Raw genomic sequence first — 22827 nt, forward strand, 5'->3', positions numbered from 1 at the left:
ATGATCCCCGAAGCGTTTTCTATTATAACTAACTTTAATATATTCTTATACGTTGAATCTAAAGTGCATGATGTCACCATCCTGAACGATATATTCTTTACCTTCAACAGAAAGTTTTCCGGCTTCTTTAATTTTCACCTCTGAACCATAAGTGATATAATCATTATACTTGATTACTTCTGCACGGATAAAACCTTTTTCGAAGTCTGTGTGGATCACTCCGGCAGCCTGTGGAGCTGTCCATCCCTGTCCTATTGTCCATGCTCTTACTTCTTTTACACCCGCTGTAAAATAGGTCTGAAGTTTTAATAAATCGTAAGCTTTTCTGATCAGACGGTTTACTCCAGGCTCTTCAAGTCCTAATTCTTCAAGGAAGATCTCTCTTTCTTCAAATGTTTCCAGTTCATTGATATCTGCCTCAATCTGTGCTGCTAAAACAACGGTCTCTGCACCCTCGTTTTTAGCCATCGCATCAATCTTTTCTATCCATTCGTTACCGTTTTTGATAGAATTTTCGTCTACGTTGCACACATATAACACAGGCTTTTTGGTTAAAAGCTGGATATCGTCGATGATTGGCTGCGTCAAATCATTGACCGGAAACTCTCTTGCATTTTTCCCGTCTTCGATGAATTTTTCCAGGTTTTGAAGTGTTTCATAAACAAGGATATCATCTTTTTTTCCGGATTTGATAAACTTTTTAGCTTTTTCAACAGCTTTTCCAACTGTTTCAAGGTCTTTAAGCTGTAATTCGATGTCGATAATTTCTTTATCTCTCATTGGGTCTACAGAACCTTCAACGTGGATAATATTACCATTATCAAAGCATCTTAAAACATGGATAATGGCTTCACACTCGCGGATGTTGGCAAGAAACTGGTTTCCCAGCCCTTCTCCTTTGCTCGCTCCTTTTACAAGACCTGCAATGTCAACAATTTCAACTACAGCCGGCAATACTCTTTCTGGATTAACTATTTTTTCAAGTTCAAAAAGCCTCTGATCCGGTACAGATACCGTACCAAGGTTCGGTTCTATCGTACAGAAAGGATAGTTCGCAGATTGAGCTTTAGCGTTGCTTAAGCAGTTAAAGAGAGTTGATTTGCCTACATTCGGAAGGCCTACAATTCCACATTTCATATTGTAAAATTCAAAGTTTAATATTCAATAAGTTCAGGTTGGAAGTCTGATGTTTAAATTCATATTCCGACCACCCAACTTTCAGCCTGCAAAGATAGTGATTTTAAAGGGAGTTTCATAATAAAAAAATCTGCCAGAATTTAGGCAGATTTTTAATAATTTTTGTCAATTAATTGTTTTTTATGGATTGTTTCCCGTGGCTTCCTGAGCCAGAGGGACATCATTCGGTGTCTCCTGCAATGTTTTATCTAAAGTAAATAAAGACTCATCGGTAGCGCGGTCACCGCCTGCAATTTTCAATTTATCTATCAGGTTGGCGGCCAGTGTTTCTTCTTCTATCTGTTCCTGTACAAACCATTGCATAAAATTCCATGTAGCCCAGTCTTTTTCTTCCAATGCGAGATCTACAATTCTGTAAATTGCTGTAGTATTGTCTACTTCATGTTTAAAGACTCCGTCAAAACAGGCTGTTAAAGATTCCGGATCGGCAGGCGGAGCCGGAATAGCGTCTACTTTTGGTTTCCCGCCTCTGTTCAGCACATATTCCATAAACTTGATAGAATGATTTCTTTCTTCCTGCGCATGTCTGTAAAGGAAATTGGCAATTCCCTGATATCCTTTATCATCTGCCCAGATCCCGTAAGACAGAAAAACGTGTGATGCATGAATTTCTTTGTTCATCTGATCACTCAATGCCTTTTCAATGGTCGGGGAAAGTCTGTTGGTATTCATAATGATATATTTTTGGTGATTATGGAAATATTAATGCAAAAATGGTTCCGTCCAGAGTTTATTTTTAATCATTTACTTTAAATTTCATTTACATAGAACTGATCTCCATTCATTTAAGCTAATAATTTATAGTTATTCTAAAATAAAAACCAGTTCTTTTCTGAACTGGTTTTCTTTATTTTCTTCACATTAGCCTTTTATTTAATTTTCCTTGCCATATAGTCGCTTTCATTACCAAGTCTGTCAACTGCTTTTACTGCAACTGCATTCAGCTTTCTGCCGCCTTTGGATTTTGGTATATCCCTCGAAAGAGTGTCCAATGTAAGGATTTCCGTTTCCCAGACTCCGTTGTATTGGGTGAAAAGAATCCATTGGAAAACGTTTCCGATATTTTTTGTACTCCAGCTGGCCTGTACAAAACTGCCGTTATCTGCTGTAAATAAAGTTGGGGTCTGTAATGGGACTGCTTTTATCCAAGGTGTTTTCGGAACTAAAGCTTTTTCGCTGTACGGTCCGTTTTTCAGAGTTGGCATCATGTTTACATTTCTCGTTAATCCTGCGATACTCCAATGAATTTCTCCGGCATCATTCTTTAAAACCTGTCTGGAAATTTCAATCTGATTTTTAATTTCTGTTGGTCGGTCGGATACTTTGATCTCAACAGTATTAAGACCCGGCCAAAGATGGCGGTTCATTGTATTCTCGGATTTCCACCAGTCTAATAATGCTTCAAAGCCCTGACCTTTGGCATCGATCGGCCAGTACAGCTGCGGAGAGAAATAATCTACCCAGCCTTTATTCAGCCATAATTTGGCATCAGCATATAATTCGTCATATTGAGAAGAACCCACAATTCCTGCAGGATATCCGGGTTTCCAGATTCCAAACGGACTGATCCCGAATCTTACATGATCTTTCTCTGCATGAATCTCTTTGTAAATTCTCTCAACAAATTTATTGACATTATCCCTTCTCCAGTCTGCTCTGGATAAGGTTCCGCCGTTTCTCTGGTACTCATTCCACGATGCGTTATCTGGAAAGTCCGCACCCCTGTTATAGGTGGCATAAGGATAGAAATAATCATCAAAATGGATGGCATCAATGTCATATCTTTTCACAATATCTTTTACAACATTGGAAACATGTCCCTGTGTTTTGGGATTGGCAGGATCGAACCAATACATTCCGTTCTTTAGTCTTACCACAATATCAGAAAGCTTATTCACCATAGACAGGCTGTTTACAGCACCTCCGTTCGAATGGTGGGCACGGTAAGGATTTAGCCAGACATGCAGTTCCAAGCCTCTTTTGTGTGCCTCCTCAATCCAGAACTGAAGAGGATCATAATTGGGATAAGGAGCCACTCCTGTTTCTCCGGTCAGAAAGTATGACCATGGCTCTATACTACTTGTATACAACGCATCGGCAGAAGGTCTGATCTGGAAGATTGCTGCATTGAAATTGTTATCTTTCAGCATATCGAGCATGCTTATGGCTTCTGCTTTCTGCTGATCAACCGTTAAATTATTCCTTGAGGGCCAGTTGATATTGGCTACACTTGCGATCCAGGCTCCGCGGAATTCTCTTTTAACCTCCGGGAGAGCGGTTCTGAAGTTCTCATCAGACGGAGGCACTGCTGTTACAGGTTTTACTCCCGTAACCGGATCTTTAGGCTTTATGGTATTGTTGTTAGGCTTTGCTGTATTTTTTGTTGGTGCTTCTTTTATTGTATTGTTCTGGACGGAGCAACTGGTATATGACGCAAAAACTCCGGCTAAAACAGTAAGCTTTATGATATTCATTCTCATCGTTTGCAAACTACTTTAAATTTATTTCTTCTAAGAGATTATTATGCCAAAATAAACATTTTAAGACATAGTGTAATAAAAAAGCCCCGAAAAATTCGAGGCTTTTCTAGTTTATATAAGAATTTCTTATGCTTTCGCTGATCTGTCCATTCTTTTTCTTTCTTCTTCGGAAAGGATTTTCTTTCTCATTCTGATGAAGTTTGGAGTTACCTCAATCGCTTCATCACCCTGGATGTATTCCATACATTCTTCCAGTGAGAATAAAATTTTCGGTGCAACACCAGTATCTTTATCTTTTCCAGAAGCTCTCATATTGTTCAGCTGTTTTGCTTCTACAATGTTTACTACCAAATCTCCAGGCTTGTTTTGTTCACCGATGATCATACCTGCATAGATTTCCTCACCCGGATCCACGAAGAACTTACCTCTGTCCTGTAATTTAGCGATAGAATATTCTGTAGCAGGACCTTGAGTTTTGCTGATCAGTACTCCATTGTTTCTTCCAGGAATAGCACCTTTGAAAGGCTTATATTCTGTGAAACGGTGCGCCATAATAGCTTCACCAGCAGTAGCAGTCAACATCTGAGAACGCAATCCGATCAAACCTCTTGAAGGAATTTCGAATTCCATATGCTGCATTTCTCCTTTAGTTTCCATAATGTGAAGGTCACCTTTTCTCTGAGTAGCCAAGTCGATTACTCTTGAAGCAAATTCTTCCGGAACATCAACTACCAAAGATTCGTAAGGCTCACATTTTTCTCCATCGATTTCTCTAAGGATAACCTGTGGCTGACCAATCGTCATTTCGTAACCTTCTCTTCTCATTGTTTCAATTAAAACTGACAAGTGAAGAATACCTCTACCAAATACCAAGAAAGTGTTTGCATCATCAGTTTGTTCAACTCTTAATGCTAAGTTTTTCTCTAATTCTTTTGTTAATCTTTCTTTCAGGTGGTTAGAAGTTACATATTTACCGTCTTTACCAAAGAAAGGTGAGTTGTTGATAGAGAACGTCATGTTCAATGTAGGCTCATCAATTGCAGTTCTTGGCAATGGTTCCGGATTTTCAAGATCTACGAATGAATCACCGATCTGGAAAGCATCAAAACCTACAACAGCACAAATATCTCCTGCTTTTACTTCTGAAACTTTTTTCTTTCCTAATCCTTCAAAAACATAAAGTTCTTTTACTTTTCCTTTTAAAACTTTACCGTCTGCCTGAGCAAGTCCGATCCACTGAGATTCTTTGATCTCACCTCTGATCACTTTCCCGATTGCAATTCTTCCTAAGAAAGAAGAAAAGTCAAGAGAAACGATCTGCATCTGTAAGTTTCCTTCCTCTACTTTAGGTTCAGGAACATATTGCAGGATACCATCCAATAATGGGAAAATATCTTCTGTCTGCTCTAATGAAGTGTTGAACCAACCTTGCTTGGAAGAACCGTAGAATGTTGGGAAATCAAGCTGTTCTTCAGTAGCCTCAAGGTTGAAGAATAAATCAAATACCTGGTCGTGAACTTCTTCAGGACGACAGTTTGGCTTATCTACTTTATTGATTACCACTAATGGTCTAAGTCCTAATTCCAATGCTTTCTGAAGTACGAATCTTGTTTGAGGCATCGGCCCTTCAAAGGCATCCACCAACAAAATAACTCCATCCGCCATTTTTAAAACTCTCTCTACTTCCCCACCGAAATCGGCGTGACCGGGAGTATCGATTACGTTAATTTTAACGTCTTTATAAGTAACAGAAATATTTTTAGATAGAATGGTAATACCTCTTTCTCTTTCAAGGTCGTTATTATCCATTATTAATTCTCCACTTTCCTGATTTTCTCTGAAAATGTTTGTAGCATGAATAATCTTGTCAACCAAAGTCGTCTTCCCGTGGTCAACGTGTGCGATAATCGCAATATTTCTAATGTTTTGCATGAATGATTTTTACGGGTGCAAAAATAGTGTTTTTTAATGAATAATGAGCAAGAATATAGATTAATTAACAAATTCATAATGAGAAATCTATGCAAAATCTTTTAAAAAATCGGGTAAAATAATATACGTCAAGTTCTGTCGCAGGCTGCATTTATCTTTGCTTCAGTAGATTTCCTGCAGGAAACACAATTTATTAACATCAAAAAACAAAAAAATGGCAACAATTGAATTAAATGACCAGTTTACCAATGAATGGACAGTTTTTGAAGAAGCTGTACATAAGTACTATGATGACGATAACGACCCGAATACTCCACTTCCTGAGATTACCACGGATGATTGCGATGGGATTATCTACAAAAAAATTGATAATAAGTATTACAGAAGAGTGTTGGTTGATGACACGGTAAATGTAAAGTGGTTTGGAGCTAAGGGCGATGGTGAAACAGATGACACAGAAGCGATAAAAAAAGCCATTAAATCTTCTCATTCGGTAAGATTCGACCGTGGTCAATATATCATCAATTCTACGATTGAAATTCCAATGGAATTTTCAGGACTCAGCATTTCAGGAAGCGGAAGTGATATATGGGATAAAAACAGCACCATTCTTACAACGAAAACTTCAAATACACTTTTTAAAGGTGTGGAAGGGCTAAATACTTTCAAAATTTCAAATCTTATTTTTAACGGAAAACATGATGATCATGCTATCACATCCGGAACTATTGCCATGGATTTTACTGATGGCGGAGGATTAATTCTGGACAGAGTTGTGGTAAAAAATTTCTCTGAATATGGTTTATATTCTGAAAAAGGCATGTTAAGAATAGAAAACTGTTATTTCCGGGATAATAAAATTGGTGCTCAAATATATTCGGACAGTAGTATTTCCAATTCTGAATTCGCTGCCGGAGATATTCCTTTAAGACTGGTTGCCGGAGGTAACAGATTAGTCAATGTATGGTGTAATTCCGGAAAGATCTCATGCCTGGATATCGAACCTTTGAATACCAATACAGGTCATCAAAACACGTCTATCACTAATTTATATATTGGTGAAGTGGACAGCGGCCAAACCGAAGCGTATGCTATTCGAATCAGGGGTAATGATGTTAAAAGAGTTCAACAGGTTCAGATCAGCAATTCATTCTTCGTTCATGCTGCCGGTAACTCAATAAACGGACTCGTGTATGTAGACAAAGCTGACGAAATTATTCTGAATGGTATCAATGTTTTAGGCAAAGGCCTGTATTCAACGGCAAATGATTATACCAGTCATTTTGTTAAAGGGATTAATTCCAATAGAATTACAGTTGCCTCAAGTGTAATTAATGGCATCAATAAAAATGTTATATATCAAGGGAGTAATTGCTATGATTGGGAAATATTTAACAATACCTTCAATAACTGTGGCGATCATATTGCCGTTAATGATGAGGGAGCAAATATTTACGTAGCTGAAACAATGGGAAGAACATCTGTGATCGGCAACAAGTTTTTAGTGGCAAGTGGAAGCTCTGTTCCATACGCTGCATATGTTTCCAGTATTGACAGCTTAAACTGGGATAGCAATTTCATTTCTTATCCTAACGCCATCATTGTAAAAGACCCTACTTATACCAGCTCGCCTGAAAACAACTTTTCCGGTTCTTTTTATAGAAATGGAAATGATTTTAAAACAATAAACAAAGCAGCTTTGACAGCCAGTTCTTTTGATCATGGATTTGTACGTCCAAACAAAAACTTAAAGCATGCACAATTCTTTTACGATAATAATTACAGAAAGCCAATTTGGTACGATGGTCTGGATTCGACGTGGAAAGACAGCACAGGAACGGTAATATAAATCAAAATAATAAAATACTTCAGGAATACATGATCTTTGTCAAGTATCATATCTACGTAGCAACCTATTTGGTGATATCTTTGGTAAAAACCTGTCAGCAAAAGACGTTGGGAATTCGCAGGTAACCTCTATTGAAAACGAAAATGGATTCCTAGTGATTAAAATAACAGGATTTAACGAACCCAATCTTGGCTATATTATTCAGGGTAACGTACAACTTATTGTTTAATACAAAGCACCTCAATCGAGGTGTTTTGTAATTTATCACCTCAGGCTCTACTGTTCATATTTTACATCAGATAGGATTTTGGATCTGGCCAGTATTCCAAAGCCAGTAAATAAGCCCGGCCTGAACCAAAACCACAAGTGCAAATTTCAATAAAAAAGACTTTTTCGAAATTTTATGTCTGAAAATAAGCATCCCTAAAACCGATCCTAAAGTTCCTCCTACAAAAGTCACTCCCAACAGTGTACTCTCCGGAATTCTTCTTTTATGTTTGATTGAAAGCCTTTTGTCCCAGCCGAAAATAATGAAAGTAAAAAGATTTATTACCAACAGAATGTATATCATAATCATAGGGCAAAAGTAGTGAATTAAGCGGTGGCTTCCAGTAACATCATTCACCATAAAAAAAGCTGCCTTCCTAAGAAAGCAGCCCTGAGTATTTGTATCTAACAAATTATTTTTTAGCTTTTACATCAACAGCGATTTCGATGTCTTTGCTGATCATCCATTCTGCCGGATCTGCTTCTGAAGTACCGAATTTAATTCCCCAATCTGCTCTGTTTACTGTAAATTTAGCCTGAACAGAAGCTGAACCTTCAGCAACATCTACTTTAGCAGGGAAAGTTACGTTCATTGTTTTTCCAGATAAAGTAAGGTTTCCGCTTACTGTTTTGTTTGCTCCTGCAACAGCATCTTTAGGTGCTTCTTTCAGATCTGTAACACTTGTAATTTTGAAATCTGAAGTAGGATTCTTTGCTGTATCAAAGAAATCAGGGTTTTTCAGGTGAACTTCAAGATCTCCTGGTTTTTTATCTTTTTCTGTTACTGAAGCAGGATCTACTTTAATAGAGTTCATATCGATTACGAAGTTCCCAGCAGTCAGTTGACCTCCTTCAACGCTTAAATCTCCTGATTTTACGTTAAGTGTTCCCCAACGAGGAGCCATACCTCCTTTGTGGAAAGCTTTCCAGTTTACCACAGAAGTAGCAACATCAACTGCTAAAACTTCACCTTTACTTTCTGCTACTTTCTGCTCTGTCGCAGTTGCTGCAGTATCTGCTGATTTTTCTTTTGTACACGATGCTGCAAGTAATCCTATTCCTACCAATGCAATTACACTAAGTTTTTTCATATTGTTTATTTGTTTAAAAATTTAATTAAATCTTAAATTTCAATTTTTCAAAAATAGAAAAACCATATCAATTATTATCTTAACATACATCAAGAAATTAAAAATTTCAGATTTTACTATTCACAGCTAGCATATGAAGGTGAAACAACCGATTCAGGATTTTAAAATTCATTAACTTTGTACAGGTAAAACTCTCATGATAACTCACAAAGAGATTACAATTTCGAGCCGGCTCAGGTTTGTCAGTGAACTATATCGAAAGAGTTGATAGAGAAATTACTCATCATTAAATCAATCAAAAAATATGAATCAACAGTTATTTGAAAAAGTAGATCAGTACATCGGTAATTTGTTTGCTCCGGAAGACAGTGTTCTTCAGGAAACTATTCAGTCTTTGGATGATGCTTCTATCCCCCAAATCAGTGTGACGCCCACTCAGGGCAAGTTTTTGCAGTTGATGCTGCTTAGCTGTAAAGCCAAACGAGTTCTGGAATTGGGTACTTTAGGAGCCTACAGCACGATCTGGATGGCCAGGGCAATTCCTGCAGATGGTAAAATAATTACGGTAGAATTTGATCCTCATCATGCCCGTGTTGCCAGCCAGAATATTGCAAAAGCCGGGTATTCAGATAAAATAGATCTGCGAACCGGCAAAGCGATGGATATATTAAATGAACTTATTTCCAAAGGCGAAGAAGCTTTTGATTTTATTTTCATTGATGCTGACAAACCTCCCTATACCGAATATTTTGAATTAGCGTTGCAGCTTTCACATCCGGGAACGATTATTATTTGTGACAATGTCATCCGGGAAGGCAAAGTCCTGGATGAAAATACCACCGATGAAAAAGTGAAAGGAGTGCAGCGGCTTAATCAAATGCTGGCCAACAACCCAAAAGTTACCGCTACTATTATGCAAACCGTCGGTGCAAAAGAATATGACGGGATGGCAATCGCTATTGTCAATTAAATTTTGGCCAGTTCATTTTCTTTAACGAAGAATAAACATTTAAGGTGGGGCAACTCGCCTTTTTTTCATTCTAAAGCCTTATTTTAGCCTTCCGAAAACAAAATAATGACGACCGTAACATTTATACAGCAACAGCTTAATATATCCGAAAAAAGCATCAACAATACCCTACAATTACTGGCCGAAGACTGCACAATTCCATTCATTTCCCGCTACAGAAAGGATAAAACCGGAAACCTGGATGAAGTTCAGATCGAACAGATCTCAAAGATCAGCAAACAGTTTGAAGAAATTGTAAAGCGAAAAGAAAGCATTTTAAAATCAATTGAAGAGCAGAATGCCCTGACAGCAGAATTGAAACAGAGAATTGAGGAAAGCTTCGATATTCTGGAGCTGGAAGATTTGTATTTGCCCTTCAAAAAGCGCAGAAAAACAAAAGCAGATACTGCCAAGGAGAAAGGACTTGAGCCTTTAGCCAAAATTATTATGAGTCAGAAAAGCAATGACCTGCAGTTTCTTGCCTCTAAATACCTGAACACTGAGGTTCCATCGGAAGAAGAAGCGCTTCAGGGCGCAAGGGATATCATGGCGGAATGGATCAATGAAAATATGTATGTCCGTAAAAACCTTCGCCGCCTTTTCCAGCGCAAAGCAATGATTACTTCTAAAGTGGTGAAGGCTAAAAAAGATGAAGAGGATGCACAGAAATTCTCACAGTATTTTGAATGGGAAGAAAATCTTAACAGAACACCTTCTCACAGGCTTTTGGCAATGCTCAGAGCTGAAGCTGAAGGTTTTGTAAAACTTAATACAGGTATTGATAAAGAAGAGGCCATTGATTTTATCGAAAAAGCCATCATCAAATCCAATAATGAAAGTTCGGATCAGATTGCCCTGGCCATTAAAGACAGCTACAAAAGACTTTTAGAGCCTGCCATTTCTAACGAAGCTTTACAGGAGGCTAAAGAAAAGGCAGACAAAAAAGCGATTGAAATATTTTCTGAAAACCTGAGCCAGCTTCTTCTTGCCCCTCCTTTAGGCGAAAAAAGAATTTTAGCCATTGATCCGGGATACAAAAGCGGCTGTAAAGTAGTCTGCATTGATGAAAAAGGAGATCTTCTCCATAATGAAACCCTCTACCCTCACGCGCCACAGAATGAAAGCGGAATGGCCATGAAAAAGATCCGTTCTATGGTGAATGCCTACAATATTGAAGCAATCTCCATCGGAAACGGGACGGCAAGCCGTGAAACTGAGTTTTTCATTAAGAAAATTGCTTTTGATAAGCCGCTGCAGGTTTTTGTGGTTTCGGAAGCAGGAGCATCAGTATATTCTGCAAGTAAAATTGCAAGGGATGAGTTTCCTTCTTATGATGTAACAGTGCGTGGAGCAGTTTCCATCGGGAGAAGGCTGGCCGACCCGCTCGCGGAACTGGTGAAAATTGATGCCAAATCCATCGGCGTGGGGCAATACCAGCATGATGTAGACCAGACTCAATTGAAAAACGAACTTGATCTGACAGTTATGAAGTGTGTAAATTCTGTAGGAATCAACCTGAATACTGCAAGCAAATCACTTTTAAGCTATGTTTCGGGGATCGGTGAGAAAATGGCGGAGAACATTGTTAATTACCGAACTGAGAACGGCGCTTTTGAGGACAGAAAACAGCTTAAAAAAGTTCCGAGGCTTGGGGAAAAAGCGTACCAGCAGGCTGCAGCTTTTGTAAGAATTGCCAATGCCAAAAATCCGCTCGACAATTCTGCCGTACATCCTGAAGCTTATGGAATTGTAGAAAAAATGGCTAAGGACCTTGGCATTAAAACCAACGAACTGATTGCCAGCAAAGAAAAAACAGCTTTGGTAAAGCCTGAAGATTATGTGACAGAAGAAATAGGAATTTTAGGGATCAAGGATATTTTGAAAGAGCTTGAAAAACCCGGATTAGATCCCAGAAAAGCAGCTAAAGTATTTGAATTTGATCCTAATGTAAAAAGTATCCGGGATTTAAAGCCTGGTATGATTCTCCCCGGAATTGTCAATAATATTACAGCTTTCGGGTGTTTTGTAGATATGGGGATCAAGGAAAGCGGACTTGTCCATATTTCCCAGCTGAAAGACGGATTTGTTTCTGATGTAAATGAAGTGGTGAAACTTCACCAGCATGTACGCGTAAGAGTGACAGAAGTGGATGAAGCGAGAAAAAGAGTGCAGCTGAGCATGATTTTATAGTTATCTGTAAATCTCAATAGTATAATCAAACAAAGTAATCATACATTGAAATATAAAAATTTAATTTTCGACCTGGACGGGACCCTTTGGGATTCCAGGGCCACAATCATCAAAATCTGGAATGAGGTATTAAATAAGCACCGGTTAATCAAAAAAGATTTAAAACCTGAAGATATGAATCAATATATGGGTTTGCTGGCCGATCATATTTTAAAAGATATGGTTCCCGGAATTTCCGATCAGCTGGTTCATGAGGTCCTTTCGGAAATCGTACAGGAAGAAAATAAGATTCTTCACCAATATGGAGGCATACTTTATGACGGTGTAGAAAAAACGTTGAAAAGCCTGACAAAGAACCACAGTCTTTTTATTGTCAGCAATTGCCAGGACGGATATATAGAATCGTTTTTAGCCTATAACAAATTCAGTGATCTGTTCGCCGACTTTGAATCTTATGGCCGTACAAAGAAGCCAAAAGCTGAAAACATTAAGTTGATTATGGAAAGAAATGATTTGAACCCTGAAAACACAATTTATATTGGTGATACGCAGACCGATTACAATTCTGCAAAAGTGAATCATCTTCCATTTATTTTCTGTGGATATGGCTTTGGAAAGCTGGATATCTCTGAATATCAGCCTTCAATTTCAAAATTCCCGGATATAGAACTTTATCTTAGTTAAAATATTCAATCCTAAGAATTATAAACTTTGGACAAGAAACAAATAAAAATCATTAAAATATCTGAGCTTAAGGATAAAAGAATTATTCGCAGGGCAACCCGTCAATTTGATCAAATGGGTTATAGAATTTACAAATCTTTTGAATATGATTTTCCTTATGACCCCACCTATAAAGACAACGAAAGTGAAAGACTATTTGCAAAACTTATCGATATATTGCCATTCTTTCTTACTTTTCTGTTTTTGTTTAAGAAAACACCTGTGATCAGTTTCCTGTACTCAATTCCCTGTGTTATTATTGGGGGAGCTTTGTGTGAAGTATTTTGGGGAACTACCTTCGGTAAAAGCATATTTAAAATAAAGGTGCTTGATGATTTTGGAAATTATCCTGGTCTAATATTATCATTAAAAAGAAATTTTATGTGTCTTACAAATCTTTGGCCGGTATTTACAGACTACATCCCTCCAACAACCCATACATGGGAAAAGGAAACTACGCTGATGAATTTCAGCATGCATATGAATAACACAATCTGTAAAACTTATATTGTTAAGAAAAGTAAAATTGAAGAAATAAAAAAATTACTTTATCAGGAAAAAACAAAGGCTGCACAATAATCTGTACAGCCTTTAATCTTTAAGCTCGAAGACACATATTAATGTAATCTGATATCTGATATCTGATATCTGATATCTTTACTTAAAATCTTTAGAATTCCTTCTTGGCTCCTTTACTTCCGGCCATTTTACCGTTTCTCCTTTATCATCCTGAGGCAATACTCTTTTTTCCCTGCTCGTAAATTCAGGATCTTCCGATGCCATATAAGCCAATGCAGCCGTTAAAACCACATTATTTTTAACCTCATCAAAAACGATCTTGTCGTAGGTATCCTTCGTCGTGTGCCATGTGTAGCCGAAATATCCCCAGTTCAGAGAACTTAAGGAAAAGCCCGGTACACCTGCCGCTACAAATGATGCATGGTCAGAGCCGCCTCCGCCAGGCATTCCCGGGAAATCGGTTTTAATATGATCTCTCACGGTTTTAGGAACTCCGGTTAACCATTTCCCGATATAGCTGTAAGAATCTACAAATCCCTGCCCGCTGATATTAATTACACGTCCGGTTCCGTTATCCTGATTGAATACTGCCTGTGTTCCCTTTATAATCTGCGGGTTGTCTGCTACAAAGCCTCTCGAACCGTTAAGTCCCTGCTCTTCACTTCCCCAAAGGCCAACAATAATAGTTCTTTTATTATTGGGGTAATATTTTTTTAGTATTCTCATGGTCTCAAGCATGGTAAGTGTACCCGTCCCATTATCAGTTGCTCCCTGAGCCCCATCCCAGGAATCAAGGTGGGCAGAAAGGATCACATATTCCTCAGGTTTTTCTTTTCCTTTGATGACGCCGATCGTATTAAAATTTTTCGCCTCAGGAAGAATCCTGGACTGGGCTTCTACCCTGATCTTAGGTTTCGCCCCTTTTTCTGCCATTCTGTAAAGCATTCCGTAATCTTCCACATCAATATCTATCATTGGGATTTTTGACGTTTTCGCTCCGAAAATCCTGTTCGCTCCCATGATCCCTGTCCAGTTGGAAATAGCAATTCCTGCTGCCCCTGCTTTTTCCAGAGCTTCCGGAAGCGTATTATTGTCATAGCCAATGTTTTTCACATAATCACGGAAGTCTTTTCCGGCCTGTTCTTTTTCTGCTTTCAGTTTTTCATACAGTTCCGGTGTGGCAAATTCTTTGATCTGCTCATCTGAACGTCCGATCTTCTGATACTGTGCCATAAGCACTATTTTTCCCTTTGCAGAAGGAAGCCATGCATCGAATTCCGCTTTGGAGGAAACTTTTGGAAGCACCACCACCTCAGCTTCTACTGCTTTTTTGGTTGCAGGGCTCCACGCAAGCTGTGTTGCAGCCAATGATTTTACACGGGGATACACCATATCTACGTGGGTAATACCACGCTGCCATCCTTTCCATGTTCCGAATTGCTGAAGGCTGGATTCTATTCCCCAGGAACGGAGTTTAGCCGCAGACCATTCATTGGCAGCCAGCATTTCAGGAGTTCCTACAAGACGCGGTCCTATACCGTCCAGAAGCTCATAAGCCATGTTTTCCAGCTGGGAATCATTATTGATTTCATCTACAAAGCTTTTCACAACAGGATCAAGCCTTTCTTTCGGATCTACTTTCACCTGAGCCCATGAGAACTGGGCGACCAGCATAACCGCTGGTACAGCAAAAAATTTATTTATCTTCATAACCTATATTGAATGCTTAAAGATAGCAGAATTTGCTTGAATACAGAAAAAAGTGCAGAAATAAAAGGATTAACTTACGAATTTTCCGAACTGGCAATTTTGATCAAAGCCTAAATTTGATTGGTTAAATTAAGGCAAAAAAAAACCGGCTCAGTGAGCCGGCTTGGGAACGAATTATTTTTTAGCTTCTTCTACAGAAACTTTTCTGAATTCTTTGAACAGTTTGCTAAGTTCTAAAGCTGATTTACGAGCTCTTGTACCTGCAGCTTTGTTTCCTTTTTCTGCTTGTTGGTTAGCCTCAGTTGCGAACGCTTCGAATTCAGCGTTGATTTTTTCAATTAGTTCTTTCATTATTTTTAAAATTTAGGGTGCAAATATAGGTTTTATGGTAATTCCAGCCTAACTCAGGCAAAAAAAGTTTGGCTTAAAATGCATTTTTTTTCTGCTCTTCTTCTATCAATCTGATTTTCTTTGCATTTATAGTAAAAAATAACGGCTTTTATTAAGCGAATTAGGACTTCTAGACCATTATTTGAATATTTTTCCATCCTTTTATCTGGCCTATTTATTCTTATTCCAAAGTTTTAGGTTCTCTCGAATTCCGGAAAATAGATATTCGTTACGTTGCACTGCGAAAATATATAACCAAAATAACTGTTCCTGATAAATTAACAGGAATTGTATCCCTTTTGAATGCAATAATCTTCTAATTTTGAATAAAAAAGATTCATGAATATAATTTCAAAATTTACAGTGGGTTCTGAAGAAGGAATTTCTGATCTTATAACCATTATCGATTCCTCGGTTTACACCTTGCATAAAGAACTTATTCCTGAAGAAGATATCAAAAAATACATCGCCGGCAATATTGATCCCAGAAAAATGATCAATGACCTGAATGACCTTTCCAACCAGCTTATTATAACGTATGCAGATGATCAGCCTGCCGGTTACAGCATTCTTAAAAGCGGTTCCGGCCATCCTGCCCTGCCGGAAGGGAAAAAGGCTACAGAGATCAGCTTTGTGATCCTTTCGGAATTTGATTCACCGGAAACCAGACAGTCACTCTGGAAAAAATGCAGGTCTGCAGCCAGTTTCACCGATATATTATGGCTCAATATGATGATTCATGACCCACTTTTAGAGTTTTTTAAAGAAGCAGGTTTCACCATTATTGCTGATGCTACAGCCGGACCTTTTCAACTGCCGTCGCATCTATTAAAACTGGACATCAAATAATTTCCCGGATTTGTGCCATTTAAAAACAATCTTACTTGATCATACTCCTTTAAAATAACATTAAATTAATATTGCTTTTCGTATCTTTGATTTTTATAATTTCTATATTATGAGTGATCAGCTGGAAACTATTGAAGATTATTACAGACGCATCCGAAAGAATCAGGTAAAAATGTTTGATTCTGATGATTTTGAAACAGGAAAGTCGCATTTCAATGTTTCTATGCGGAGGTATTGCAGCTTTAAAAGTCCGTATAACCGCCGTGATTATTATAAGATAAGCTTTATTCTGGGAAAGGGCACATTCCAATATGGATCTCATGAATTGTATATTGACCGCCCTGCCCTCTTTTTTCCTTCGCCTAATATTCCGTATTCATGGGAATGCGACGGCGATCTTCAGGAAGGGTATTTTTGCCTGTTCAATCAGGAATTTTTCAGTGGAAATACTGAATTCAATCTGTTTAAGAAGACTTCTTTGTTTAAAGAATGGAGCAAGCCAATTGTTTTTTTAACGGATGAACAGACCCAGCTGGCTACCCTTTATTTTGAGCAGATGTATAAGCTGAATAATTCAGCATATCCTTTCCGGTGCAGCAGCATTAAAAGCCACCTTGCCTCTGTGATGCACCTCGCTTTGGAGAACCGTGTAGATGATATCAATCCCAGTGAGCTTCCGGCTAATATCCGTTTATACCGCCTATTTGATGAGCTTCTTAATAAGCAGTTCCCATTGGATTCCCCGGCATATCCGCTGGCTCTGAAAACCGCTTCTGACTTTGCAGATCAGCTTAATGTACACGTTAATCATTTGAATTCATCGGTAAAATCTGTCACTCAGCTTACCACGACTCAAATTATTAAAGATAGGGTATTTGAAGAGTCCAAAAACCTGTTAAAATACACCAACTGGGATATTGCTGAAATAGGATATACCCTGGGATTTGAACAACCTTCCCATTTCAATAATTTCTTTAAAAAACATGCAGAGGTTTCACCCTTAAAATTTAAAAATGCATTTTAAATCTTTGATTTTTGTAATTTTTACTTTGTCTTTTAAAATTGAATTTCTGTATTCCCGGCTTATTTTTGCATAGTAAAATAACGAATGAATATGTTGTTGAAAGAAGCATCTGAAAAAAGAATCAGATTAATAACCATTATGGCTTTTGTGTCGATCCCGCTTTCCGGGTTTGTCACTGATATTTATTTACCATCATTCCCATCGATGGCAAAGGAGATGCAGGTCTCTGAAAAGGATATCCAGATCACTTTAACGTCTTACCTGCTGAGCTACGGGATCTCACAGCTTTTTGTAGGGGGAATCCTGGACAGTATCGGGCGCTACCGTCCTAAACTGGTCGCATTATTCCTATTGATCATCAGCAGTATCCTGATCACAATGACCGACAGTATTCTGCTGATCTGTCTGCTCCGTATTTTGCAAGGGGCAGCCGTTTCCGTACTGGTTGTTGCTACCCGGGCTATTTTTGTAGATCTCTATGATTCTGAAAAAGTAAAGCATTATCTAAGCTATTTCACGATCGTCTGGTCGTGCGGGCCTATTCTGGCTCCTTTCCTGGGCGGTTATCTGGAAAAACTGTTTAACTGGCACGCCAATTTTCATTTCCTGGCTTTCTATGCGGGAATGCTGTTTTTATTTGAATGGTTTTTCAGTGGTGAAAGCTTACCGGAGAAAAAGAAACTTAATCTTTCCGAAAACATCAGCCTGTATAAAATGATGCTAAAAAACAGGATCTTTATGCTGGGAATTTTCATTTTAGGACTAAGCTATTCTATTGTAATGCTTTTCAATATTACGGGTCCTTTTATTATTGAAAATACCTTCCATTTTACTCCGGTGGTTATCGGGTACTGTACCCTGATTTTAGGATTTTCATGGATGATTGGCGGTTTTATAGGAAAACGGAGACTTAAACTTGATTTTAAGGAAAGGATTTTACAGCCTATCATTTTACAGCTGATTCTGATTACCGGACTAATTGCGACCAGCTTCTATGCGGAAAGCCTTTTCATTATGGTTCCTTTTGCATTTTTTATTCATATCTGTTCCGGAATTTTGTTTACGTCATTTTTTACAACCAGTATGCTTTATTTTCCTAAGAATGCGGGAACAGCAGGTGGACTGATGGGCGGACTAGTGTACGTGATTACTTCTATTACAAGTTTTATTATTTCGGTCAGTGGAACTGTCACAGAACAGGATGGTCTTGCCTGGCGTTATCTGGCGATTGCCATTATACTTTTGGGAATTATCCTGGTCATGCACCAAGCCGTCAAAAAAGAACAAGCAGAGAATTAATCTCTGCTTTTTATTTTTCCAATGAAATATTATAAAAATGGCTTATTCCCAGATCTATATGCATTTTTATTTTTTAATAAAAGCAACGGCATCTACTTCTATCATCATATCATCCAGTGCCAGTCTGGGAACCGGAATTAAAGTACTTGCCGGGAACTTTTTATTTTTCCATATTTTCTGCATTTCCTCTGTCCATATTTTAAGTTTCTCCTGATCATGATCAACAATTAAAACCGTAATTTTAAGAACGTCATTAACTCCTAACTGATAATCGGCAAGTACGGTTTCCAAGTTTTTCAGAGAAAACTTGACCTGAGTCCTAAAATCTTTAGAAAGATGATGTTCCAAGCCTTCTCCTCCGCTTTGTCCGGATATAAATACATATTTCCCCTCAACTTCATTCGTTGTAGCATGAGAAAAAGCAAATGGCGCCGGATCAAAAAGACCTTTCGGATTTTTGTGGACGACAGCAGCCAAATTAGTTGCTTTTTTCGGTTTATGGTGATTTGTATTTTGTGAGAAAGCCAAAAATCCTACACAGAGAGTGGATAAATTCAATACTAAACTTTTCATGATATCTATTATTTGTTCTGAAATATTGAAGCAAATATAGATTTCAATATTTTCAGAAAAATAAACATATGTTGACGTTTTTAGCTTTTATAGACGGTATATTTACCAGTTTTTTTGGGGGAATAACGGCAATACATGATCTGGCATATATATTGGGTACGCTTCATAAATAAGAAGAGCAGTTTAAAGTAAAAAGCACAAATGCAATTGATTTTCTTATCTTAACTAAATATTACAGATTCTCATAAGTCTGATCTATTAAAAAAGATACCGCTTTTTTGATTTTATCACGGCCGTCATCAGTATTGAGATCTATACCGCAAAACACACTGCCATTTACGGATGCATACATATTCAGGTAATAAAGCCCTGAAACTAAAATGGCCGCTATTGCACGGAAATCCTGCGAGCGTTCTCCGAAATGAGGATCGATAACTAACTTAAAAAGAGTTTCCCCGTTTTCTTCCTGCATATTGGTCAGCTTTGTCAGGGATTTCCGGGATTCAGACAAGCGCCACAATAAAAGTTTCTGCAGCTCCTTGTTGCTGCGCACATAATCAAATTGCTGCAGTAACATTGCCTCAGTAAATGCTTTTCCTCCGTCTTTTGGATCGGGCATCATTGTATCGGTGGTTACATTACTCCAATAATCTTGGGACCGGATATATTCATCCATCAAACCATCCATACCGCCAAAATAGGTGTAGATCATTTTTTTATCTACTCCGGCTGTAATTGCGATATCATTTATCTTTAATGCCGCATATCCTTTCGTTTTCAATATCTTTCCAACGGCATCCAAAAATTTCTTTTTACTTCGTTCCTTGTTCCGGACACTGCCTGCTGCTGATTTTCTTTCCATAGCTAAACATTAGATTATACAAGTTTAAGAAAATTTTAATTATTTTAGACACTGAATAGTGTCTTGTTTTGTATATTTGCACAAACTAAACCATTCTATATATATTTAACACAATTTAGGTTGAAACAACTAAAAAAAATTCATAGCGCACCATGGTATATTTTAAGGCAAAACAGCTTTCAGATGATCCTATCGCAAAATGAGTCAGTTTATTTCCTCAGTTTAGGAATGCATCAAAAACAATGAGGGTGAAATGATGAAGACCGTTACTGGGGCATTAAAAATTATGATTTCGAATCTAAACAACTAAGGTAAAAACACTAAATGTGGACAGCATCATTTAACTTCTAATGATGCTGTTTTTGATTTTAAAAAGTAGTCAACATTTAATCTGACAGTTACAATTAAACTGAATAAATTAAAAAATTGTAAACCAATAAATACCTACTGACACCTACTTGTCACAGCTCCATTCTATTTTTGTAGCCTAATTAAAAATCTTCAACAATGAATTTAGTATCAATACGTATTATCACGGCTAATATTGAAAATTTAGTGCCATTTTATGAACAAATAACAGGAATACAGGCCATACAGTATACGCCCGATTTTGCTGAACTGAAAACAGCAACAGCAACCATTGCTATCGGAAGCGTGCGAACACTGCAGTTTTTTGGTGGAGAAGGTTTGATACAAGCTGCTGAAAACCGTTCTGCAATCATAGAATTTTTAGTTGATGATGTAGAGAAAGAATTTGAACGCTTACAAAATTTTCTATCTTCTTCTATTATACAGGAACCAACCACGATGCCGTGGGGGAACAAATCATTATTGTTCAGAGATCCTGATGGCAATCTGGTGAATTTCTTTACCCCTTTAACAAAGGAGTCAATAAAAAAATTTACAGCTAAAGGATAAAAATAAAAAGTGATCATTTAAAAATGATCACTTTTTAATTATACTAGGCCTGCCGGAGATACCAACTTAATGGAAAGTATACTTTATATAAATAATTTGGTGTTAATTTTTATCTGTCAGCCTCCAAAACACAGACCTGGATTACCGCATTACCGAATATTCTTTCTTATTTGAAAGCACATCCAGCATTACTTTTGCAATTCTGGCTCTTTCATCTTCCGAAAGATTAGATCCTGAAGGCAAGCATAAGCTATTTCCGAACAGATTCTCTGCAACTTTTCCTCCGTAATAAGGTGCATCTTTAAATATAGGCTGCAGATGCATCGGTTTCCAGATTGGACGGGACTCGATGTCATCCTTCAGAAATGCCAGTCGTAAATCTTCGTGGTTTTTTGATGTTTTTGTTTTTGCACCCTCAACTGTAATAACGGATAACCAGTGATTGCTGTAAAAATCTGAATCAGGTTCTGAAAATATTTTTACTCCTTCTATATTTTCACAGAGTTCTGAATAAAAGCTATGCATTCTTCTACGGCCTTCTACCCTCTCATCCAGCACTTCCATTTGTCCTCTTCCGATTCCCGCACTGATATTACTCATTCTATAATTATATCCAATTTGAGAATGCTGATAATGTGGGGCATTATCCCTTGCCTGTGTAGAAAGGAATACCGCTTTATCTTTGTCTTCCTGGGAATGGCATACCAATGCGCCTCCTCCGGAAGTCGTAATAATTTTGTTTCCGTTGAATGACAGGATACCGAAACGGCCAAAAGTTCCGCAGGCTTTTCCTTTATATCTGGAGCCTAATGATTCAGCGGCATCTTCAATTAAAGGAATGTCATACTCTGCAGCAATGGATAAAATTTCATCCATTTTTGCCGGCATTCCGTAAAGGTGAACGACAATAATTGCTTTGGGCTTTTTGCCTTTTGAAATTCTGTCTTCTATAGCTTCTTTTAAAGCGACCGGACACATATTCCAGGTATCTTTTTCGGAATCTATGAATACGGGAACAGCTCCCAGATAGACAATAGGATTAGCAGAGGCAGAAAATGTCATAGATTGACAGATAACCTCGTCTCCATGAGTGACATCACACTCAATTAATGCCAGGTGTAAAGCAGCAGTTCCTGCAGAAAGTGCAGCTACTTTTACATCTTCATTTAAGAATAACTCCAAATCTTGTTCAAAACCATCAACATTCGGCCCTAAGGGTGCTACCCAATTTGCGGCGAATGCTTCTTTAATGTATTTTAATTCGTTTCCACCCAAATGGGGAGAGGACAACCATACTTTTGATTTCATATTTTACTATTCTAAATTTTACTAAATATTTAAACTTCTACTTTTTATTACTTTACCCGGATTGCCTACTACTGTAGCGCCATCCGGTACATCGCTAATAATGACAGCTCCGGCACCAATAGTGCACCATTTGCCAATTTCTATTCCCTGTATCACGCTGGCTCCGATTCCAATATGAGTTCCTTCCCCTACATATATGTTTCCTGCCAGTGCGACATTTGGAGATATATGGACAAAATCTTCGATGACACAATCGTGATCAATAGAAGCATTGGTATTGATAATACAGTGTTTCCCTATCCTTACTGCTGCATTTATAGTCACACCAGGCATAACGATAGTTCCTTCTTCGATTTTTAATCTTTTAGATAGTATTGCTTTGGGATGAAGGAGGGTAACATAATTGAAATGCTCACCCCGATTAACTACTCTTTTCCGTAACCTGTTGTTTCCTATAGAAATAAGCACTTCTATATCATAGGGCGGAGCTTCGTGAATAACAGTATAATTCAACACTCTCTCCTTCGACGGATTTTCGTCGATATAGGCTTCAATATTATAACCGCATTCTTCGGCGATTTCGGCCACTACTTTGCCATGACCACTTGCTCCGTATAAATACATATTCTGTCTACAT

Annotated in this window: 21 protein-coding genes; 9 read left to right on the forward strand and 12 right to left on the reverse strand. The window is 37.9% G+C overall.

Annotated elements, in window-relative coordinates; translation table 11 throughout:
• Nucleotides 1-45: 45 nt before the first annotated feature.
• The 4 genes from ychF to typA all read right to left on the reverse strand — a co-directional run bounded on the left by ychF (nt 46) and on the right by typA (nt 5609).
• The gene (ychF, locus tag DRF61_RS14695; protein WP_111958334.1) at nt 46-1137 is read right to left on the reverse strand and encodes a redox-regulated ATPase YchF; all 1092 of its coding nucleotides are present in this window, start codon (nt 1135-1137) and stop codon (nt 46-48) included.
• Nucleotides 1138-1317: 180 nt separating this feature from the next.
• The gene (locus DRF61_RS14700; RefSeq protein ID WP_111958336.1) at nt 1318-1869 is read right to left on the reverse strand and encodes a ferritin; all 552 of its coding nucleotides are present in this window, start codon (nt 1867-1869) and stop codon (nt 1318-1320) included.
• A gap of 197 nt (nt 1870-2066) precedes the next feature.
• The gene (locus DRF61_RS14705) at nt 2067-3671 is read right to left on the reverse strand and encodes a glycoside hydrolase family 10-like protein (RefSeq protein WP_307724883.1); all 1605 of its coding nucleotides are present in this window, start codon (nt 3669-3671) and stop codon (nt 2067-2069) included.
• Between the two features lie 132 nt (nt 3672-3803).
• Nucleotides 3804-5609, reverse strand: coding sequence for a translational GTPase TypA (gene typA, locus DRF61_RS14710; RefSeq protein ID WP_111958340.1), 1806 nt, complete (start codon nt 5607-5609; stop codon nt 3804-3806).
• A 214-nt stretch (nt 5610-5823) separates the two neighbouring features.
• On the opposite strand from typA, the gene DRF61_RS14715 reads away from it, so the two are divergent.
• A complete protein-coding gene (locus DRF61_RS14715; protein ID WP_111958342.1) occupies nt 5824-7458 on the forward strand; it encodes a glycosyl hydrolase family 28-related protein in 1635 nt (544 codons plus the stop codon).
• 295 nt (nt 7459-7753) lie between these two features.
• On the opposite strand, the gene DRF61_RS14720 is transcribed toward DRF61_RS14715, so the two are convergent.
• Together DRF61_RS14720 and DRF61_RS14725 are read right to left on the reverse strand one after the other, a co-directional pair.
• Nucleotides 7754-8035 (reverse strand): DUF1294 domain-containing protein, encoded by a 282-nt coding sequence (locus DRF61_RS14720; RefSeq protein WP_228452609.1) that lies wholly within the window; start codon nt 8033-8035, stop codon nt 7754-7756.
• A gap of 103 nt (nt 8036-8138) precedes the next feature.
• The gene (locus tag DRF61_RS14725) at nt 8139-8816 is read right to left on the reverse strand and encodes a YceI family protein (protein WP_111958344.1); all 678 of its coding nucleotides are present in this window, start codon (nt 8814-8816) and stop codon (nt 8139-8141) included.
• Nucleotides 8817-9120: 304 nt separating this feature from the next.
• Between DRF61_RS14725 and DRF61_RS14730 the strand changes: the two genes are divergently transcribed.
• From DRF61_RS14730 to DRF61_RS14745, 4 genes are all read left to right on the forward strand, one after another.
• Nucleotides 9121-9786, forward strand: coding sequence for an O-methyltransferase (locus DRF61_RS14730; protein WP_111958346.1), 666 nt, complete (start codon nt 9121-9123; stop codon nt 9784-9786).
• A gap of 105 nt (nt 9787-9891) precedes the next feature.
• Nucleotides 9892-12015 carry a Tex family protein gene (locus DRF61_RS14735; RefSeq protein ID WP_111958348.1) on the forward strand — a complete coding sequence of 708 codons (2124 nt, stop codon included), beginning with the start codon at nt 9892-9894 and terminating at the stop codon, nt 12013-12015.
• A 45-nt stretch (nt 12016-12060) separates the two neighbouring features.
• Nucleotides 12061-12699 carry an HAD family hydrolase gene (locus DRF61_RS14740; RefSeq protein ID WP_157963389.1) on the forward strand — a complete coding sequence of 213 codons (639 nt, stop codon included), beginning with the start codon at nt 12061-12063 and terminating at the stop codon, nt 12697-12699.
• A gap of 27 nt (nt 12700-12726) precedes the next feature.
• Entirely contained in the window at nt 12727-13317 is a 591-nt protein-coding gene (locus tag DRF61_RS14745; protein ID WP_146897020.1) for an RDD family protein, read from the forward strand.
• 78 nt (nt 13318-13395) lie between these two features.
• On the opposite strand, the gene DRF61_RS14750 is transcribed toward DRF61_RS14745, so the two are convergent.
• The gene (locus DRF61_RS14750) at nt 13396-14967 is read right to left on the reverse strand and encodes a M28 family peptidase (protein ID WP_111958354.1); all 1572 of its coding nucleotides are present in this window, start codon (nt 14965-14967) and stop codon (nt 13396-13398) included.
• Between the two features lie 174 nt (nt 14968-15141).
• The gene (locus tag DRF61_RS14755) at nt 15142-15318 is read right to left on the reverse strand and encodes a histone H1 (protein WP_040994607.1); all 177 of its coding nucleotides are present in this window, start codon (nt 15316-15318) and stop codon (nt 15142-15144) included.
• Nucleotides 15319-15696: 378 nt separating this feature from the next.
• On the opposite strand from DRF61_RS14755, the gene DRF61_RS14760 reads away from it, so the two are divergent.
• From DRF61_RS14760 to DRF61_RS14770, 3 genes are all read left to right on the forward strand, one after another.
• Nucleotides 15697-16206 (forward strand): hypothetical protein, encoded by a 510-nt coding sequence (locus DRF61_RS14760; RefSeq protein ID WP_111958356.1) that lies wholly within the window; start codon nt 15697-15699, stop codon nt 16204-16206.
• Nucleotides 16207-16315: 109 nt separating this feature from the next.
• Nucleotides 16316-17230, forward strand: a complete 915-nt coding sequence (locus DRF61_RS14765; protein WP_111958358.1) for a helix-turn-helix domain-containing protein — start codon at nt 16316-16318, stop codon at nt 17228-17230.
• Nucleotides 17231-17323: 93 nt separating this feature from the next.
• Nucleotides 17324-18529 carry an MFS transporter gene (locus tag DRF61_RS14770; RefSeq protein WP_111958412.1) on the forward strand — a complete coding sequence of 402 codons (1206 nt, stop codon included), beginning with the start codon at nt 17324-17326 and terminating at the stop codon, nt 18527-18529.
• Between the two features lie 66 nt (nt 18530-18595).
• Here DRF61_RS14770 and DRF61_RS14775 read toward each other — a convergent pair whose 3' ends face one another.
• Nucleotides 18596-19102 (reverse strand): RidA family protein, encoded by a 507-nt coding sequence (locus tag DRF61_RS14775; RefSeq protein WP_111958360.1) that lies wholly within the window; start codon nt 19100-19102, stop codon nt 18596-18598.
• Between the two features lie 232 nt (nt 19103-19334).
• Nucleotides 19335-19964, reverse strand: coding sequence for a TetR/AcrR family transcriptional regulator (locus DRF61_RS14780; RefSeq protein WP_111958362.1), 630 nt, complete (start codon nt 19962-19964; stop codon nt 19335-19337).
• Nucleotides 19965-20471: 507 nt separating this feature from the next.
• Here DRF61_RS14780 and DRF61_RS14785 point away from each other — a divergent pair.
• On the forward strand, nt 20472-20882 hold the full coding sequence (locus DRF61_RS14785; RefSeq protein ID WP_111958364.1) for a VOC family protein: 411 nt from the start codon (nt 20472-20474) through the stop codon (nt 20880-20882).
• Between the two features lie 141 nt (nt 20883-21023).
• Here the strand turns inward: DRF61_RS14785 and DRF61_RS14790 are convergent, their stop codons facing one another.
• Both DRF61_RS14790 and DRF61_RS14795 read right to left on the reverse strand, forming a co-directional pair.
• Nucleotides 21024-22190, reverse strand: coding sequence for a DegT/DnrJ/EryC1/StrS family aminotransferase (locus DRF61_RS14790; protein WP_111958366.1), 1167 nt, complete (start codon nt 22188-22190; stop codon nt 21024-21026).
• Between the two features lie 21 nt (nt 22191-22211).
• Nucleotides 22212-22814, reverse strand: coding sequence for an acetyltransferase (locus DRF61_RS14795; protein WP_111958368.1), 603 nt, complete (start codon nt 22812-22814; stop codon nt 22212-22214).
• Nucleotides 22815-22827 lie beyond the last annotated feature (13 nt).

Origin of the sequence: Chryseobacterium lathyri (assembly GCF_003290185.1) — a bacterium.
Taxonomy (GTDB): domain Bacteria; phylum Bacteroidota; class Bacteroidia; order Flavobacteriales; family Weeksellaceae; genus Chryseobacterium; species Chryseobacterium lathyri.

Coding starts and splice junctions, on each gene's coding strand:
- DRF61_RS14760 (WP_111958356.1), top strand. CDS start 15,697: ATGAATATAATTTCAAAATTTACAGTGGGTTCTGAAGAAGGAATTTCT.
- DRF61_RS14730 (WP_111958346.1), top strand. CDS start 9,121: ATGAATCAACAGTTATTTGAAAAAGTAGATCAGTACATCGGTAATTTG.
- DRF61_RS14705 (WP_307724883.1), bottom strand. CDS start 3,671: ATGAATATCATAAAGCTTACTGTTTTAGCCGGAGTTTTTGCGTCATAT.
- DRF61_RS14755 (WP_040994607.1), bottom strand. CDS start 15,318: ATGAAAGAACTAATTGAAAAAATCAACGCTGAATTCGAAGCGTTCGCA.
- DRF61_RS14795 (WP_111958368.1), bottom strand. CDS start 22,814: ATGTATTTATACGGAGCAAGTGGTCATGGCAAAGTAGTGGCCGAAATC.
- DRF61_RS14725 (WP_111958344.1), bottom strand. CDS start 8,816: ATGAAAAAACTTAGTGTAATTGCATTGGTAGGAATAGGATTACTTGCA.
- DRF61_RS14790 (WP_111958366.1), bottom strand. CDS start 22,190: ATGAAATCAAAAGTATGGTTGTCCTCTCCCCATTTGGGTGGAAACGAA.
- DRF61_RS14715 (WP_111958342.1), top strand. CDS start 5,824: ATGGCAACAATTGAATTAAATGACCAGTTTACCAATGAATGGACAGTT.
- DRF61_RS14735 (WP_111958348.1), top strand. CDS start 9,892: ATGACGACCGTAACATTTATACAGCAACAGCTTAATATATCCGAAAAA.
- DRF61_RS14785 (WP_111958364.1), top strand. CDS start 20,472: ATGAATTTAGTATCAATACGTATTATCACGGCTAATATTGAAAATTTA.
- DRF61_RS14780 (WP_111958362.1), bottom strand. CDS start 19,964: ATGGAAAGAAAATCAGCAGCAGGCAGTGTCCGGAACAAGGAACGAAGT.
- DRF61_RS14750 (WP_111958354.1), bottom strand. CDS start 14,967: ATGAAGATAAATAAATTTTTTGCTGTACCAGCGGTTATGCTGGTCGCC.
- DRF61_RS14720 (WP_228452609.1), bottom strand. CDS start 8,035: ATGATTATGATATACATTCTGTTGGTAATAAATCTTTTTACTTTCATT.
- DRF61_RS14775 (WP_111958360.1), bottom strand. CDS start 19,102: ATGAAAAGTTTAGTATTGAATTTATCCACTCTCTGTGTAGGATTTTTG.
- ychF (WP_111958334.1), bottom strand. CDS start 1,137: ATGAAATGTGGAATTGTAGGCCTTCCGAATGTAGGCAAATCAACTCTC.
- DRF61_RS14765 (WP_111958358.1), top strand. CDS start 16,316: ATGAGTGATCAGCTGGAAACTATTGAAGATTATTACAGACGCATCCGA.
- DRF61_RS14700 (WP_111958336.1), bottom strand. CDS start 1,869: ATGAATACCAACAGACTTTCCCCGACCATTGAAAAGGCATTGAGTGAT.
- typA (WP_111958340.1), bottom strand. CDS start 5,609: ATGCAAAACATTAGAAATATTGCGATTATCGCACACGTTGACCACGGG.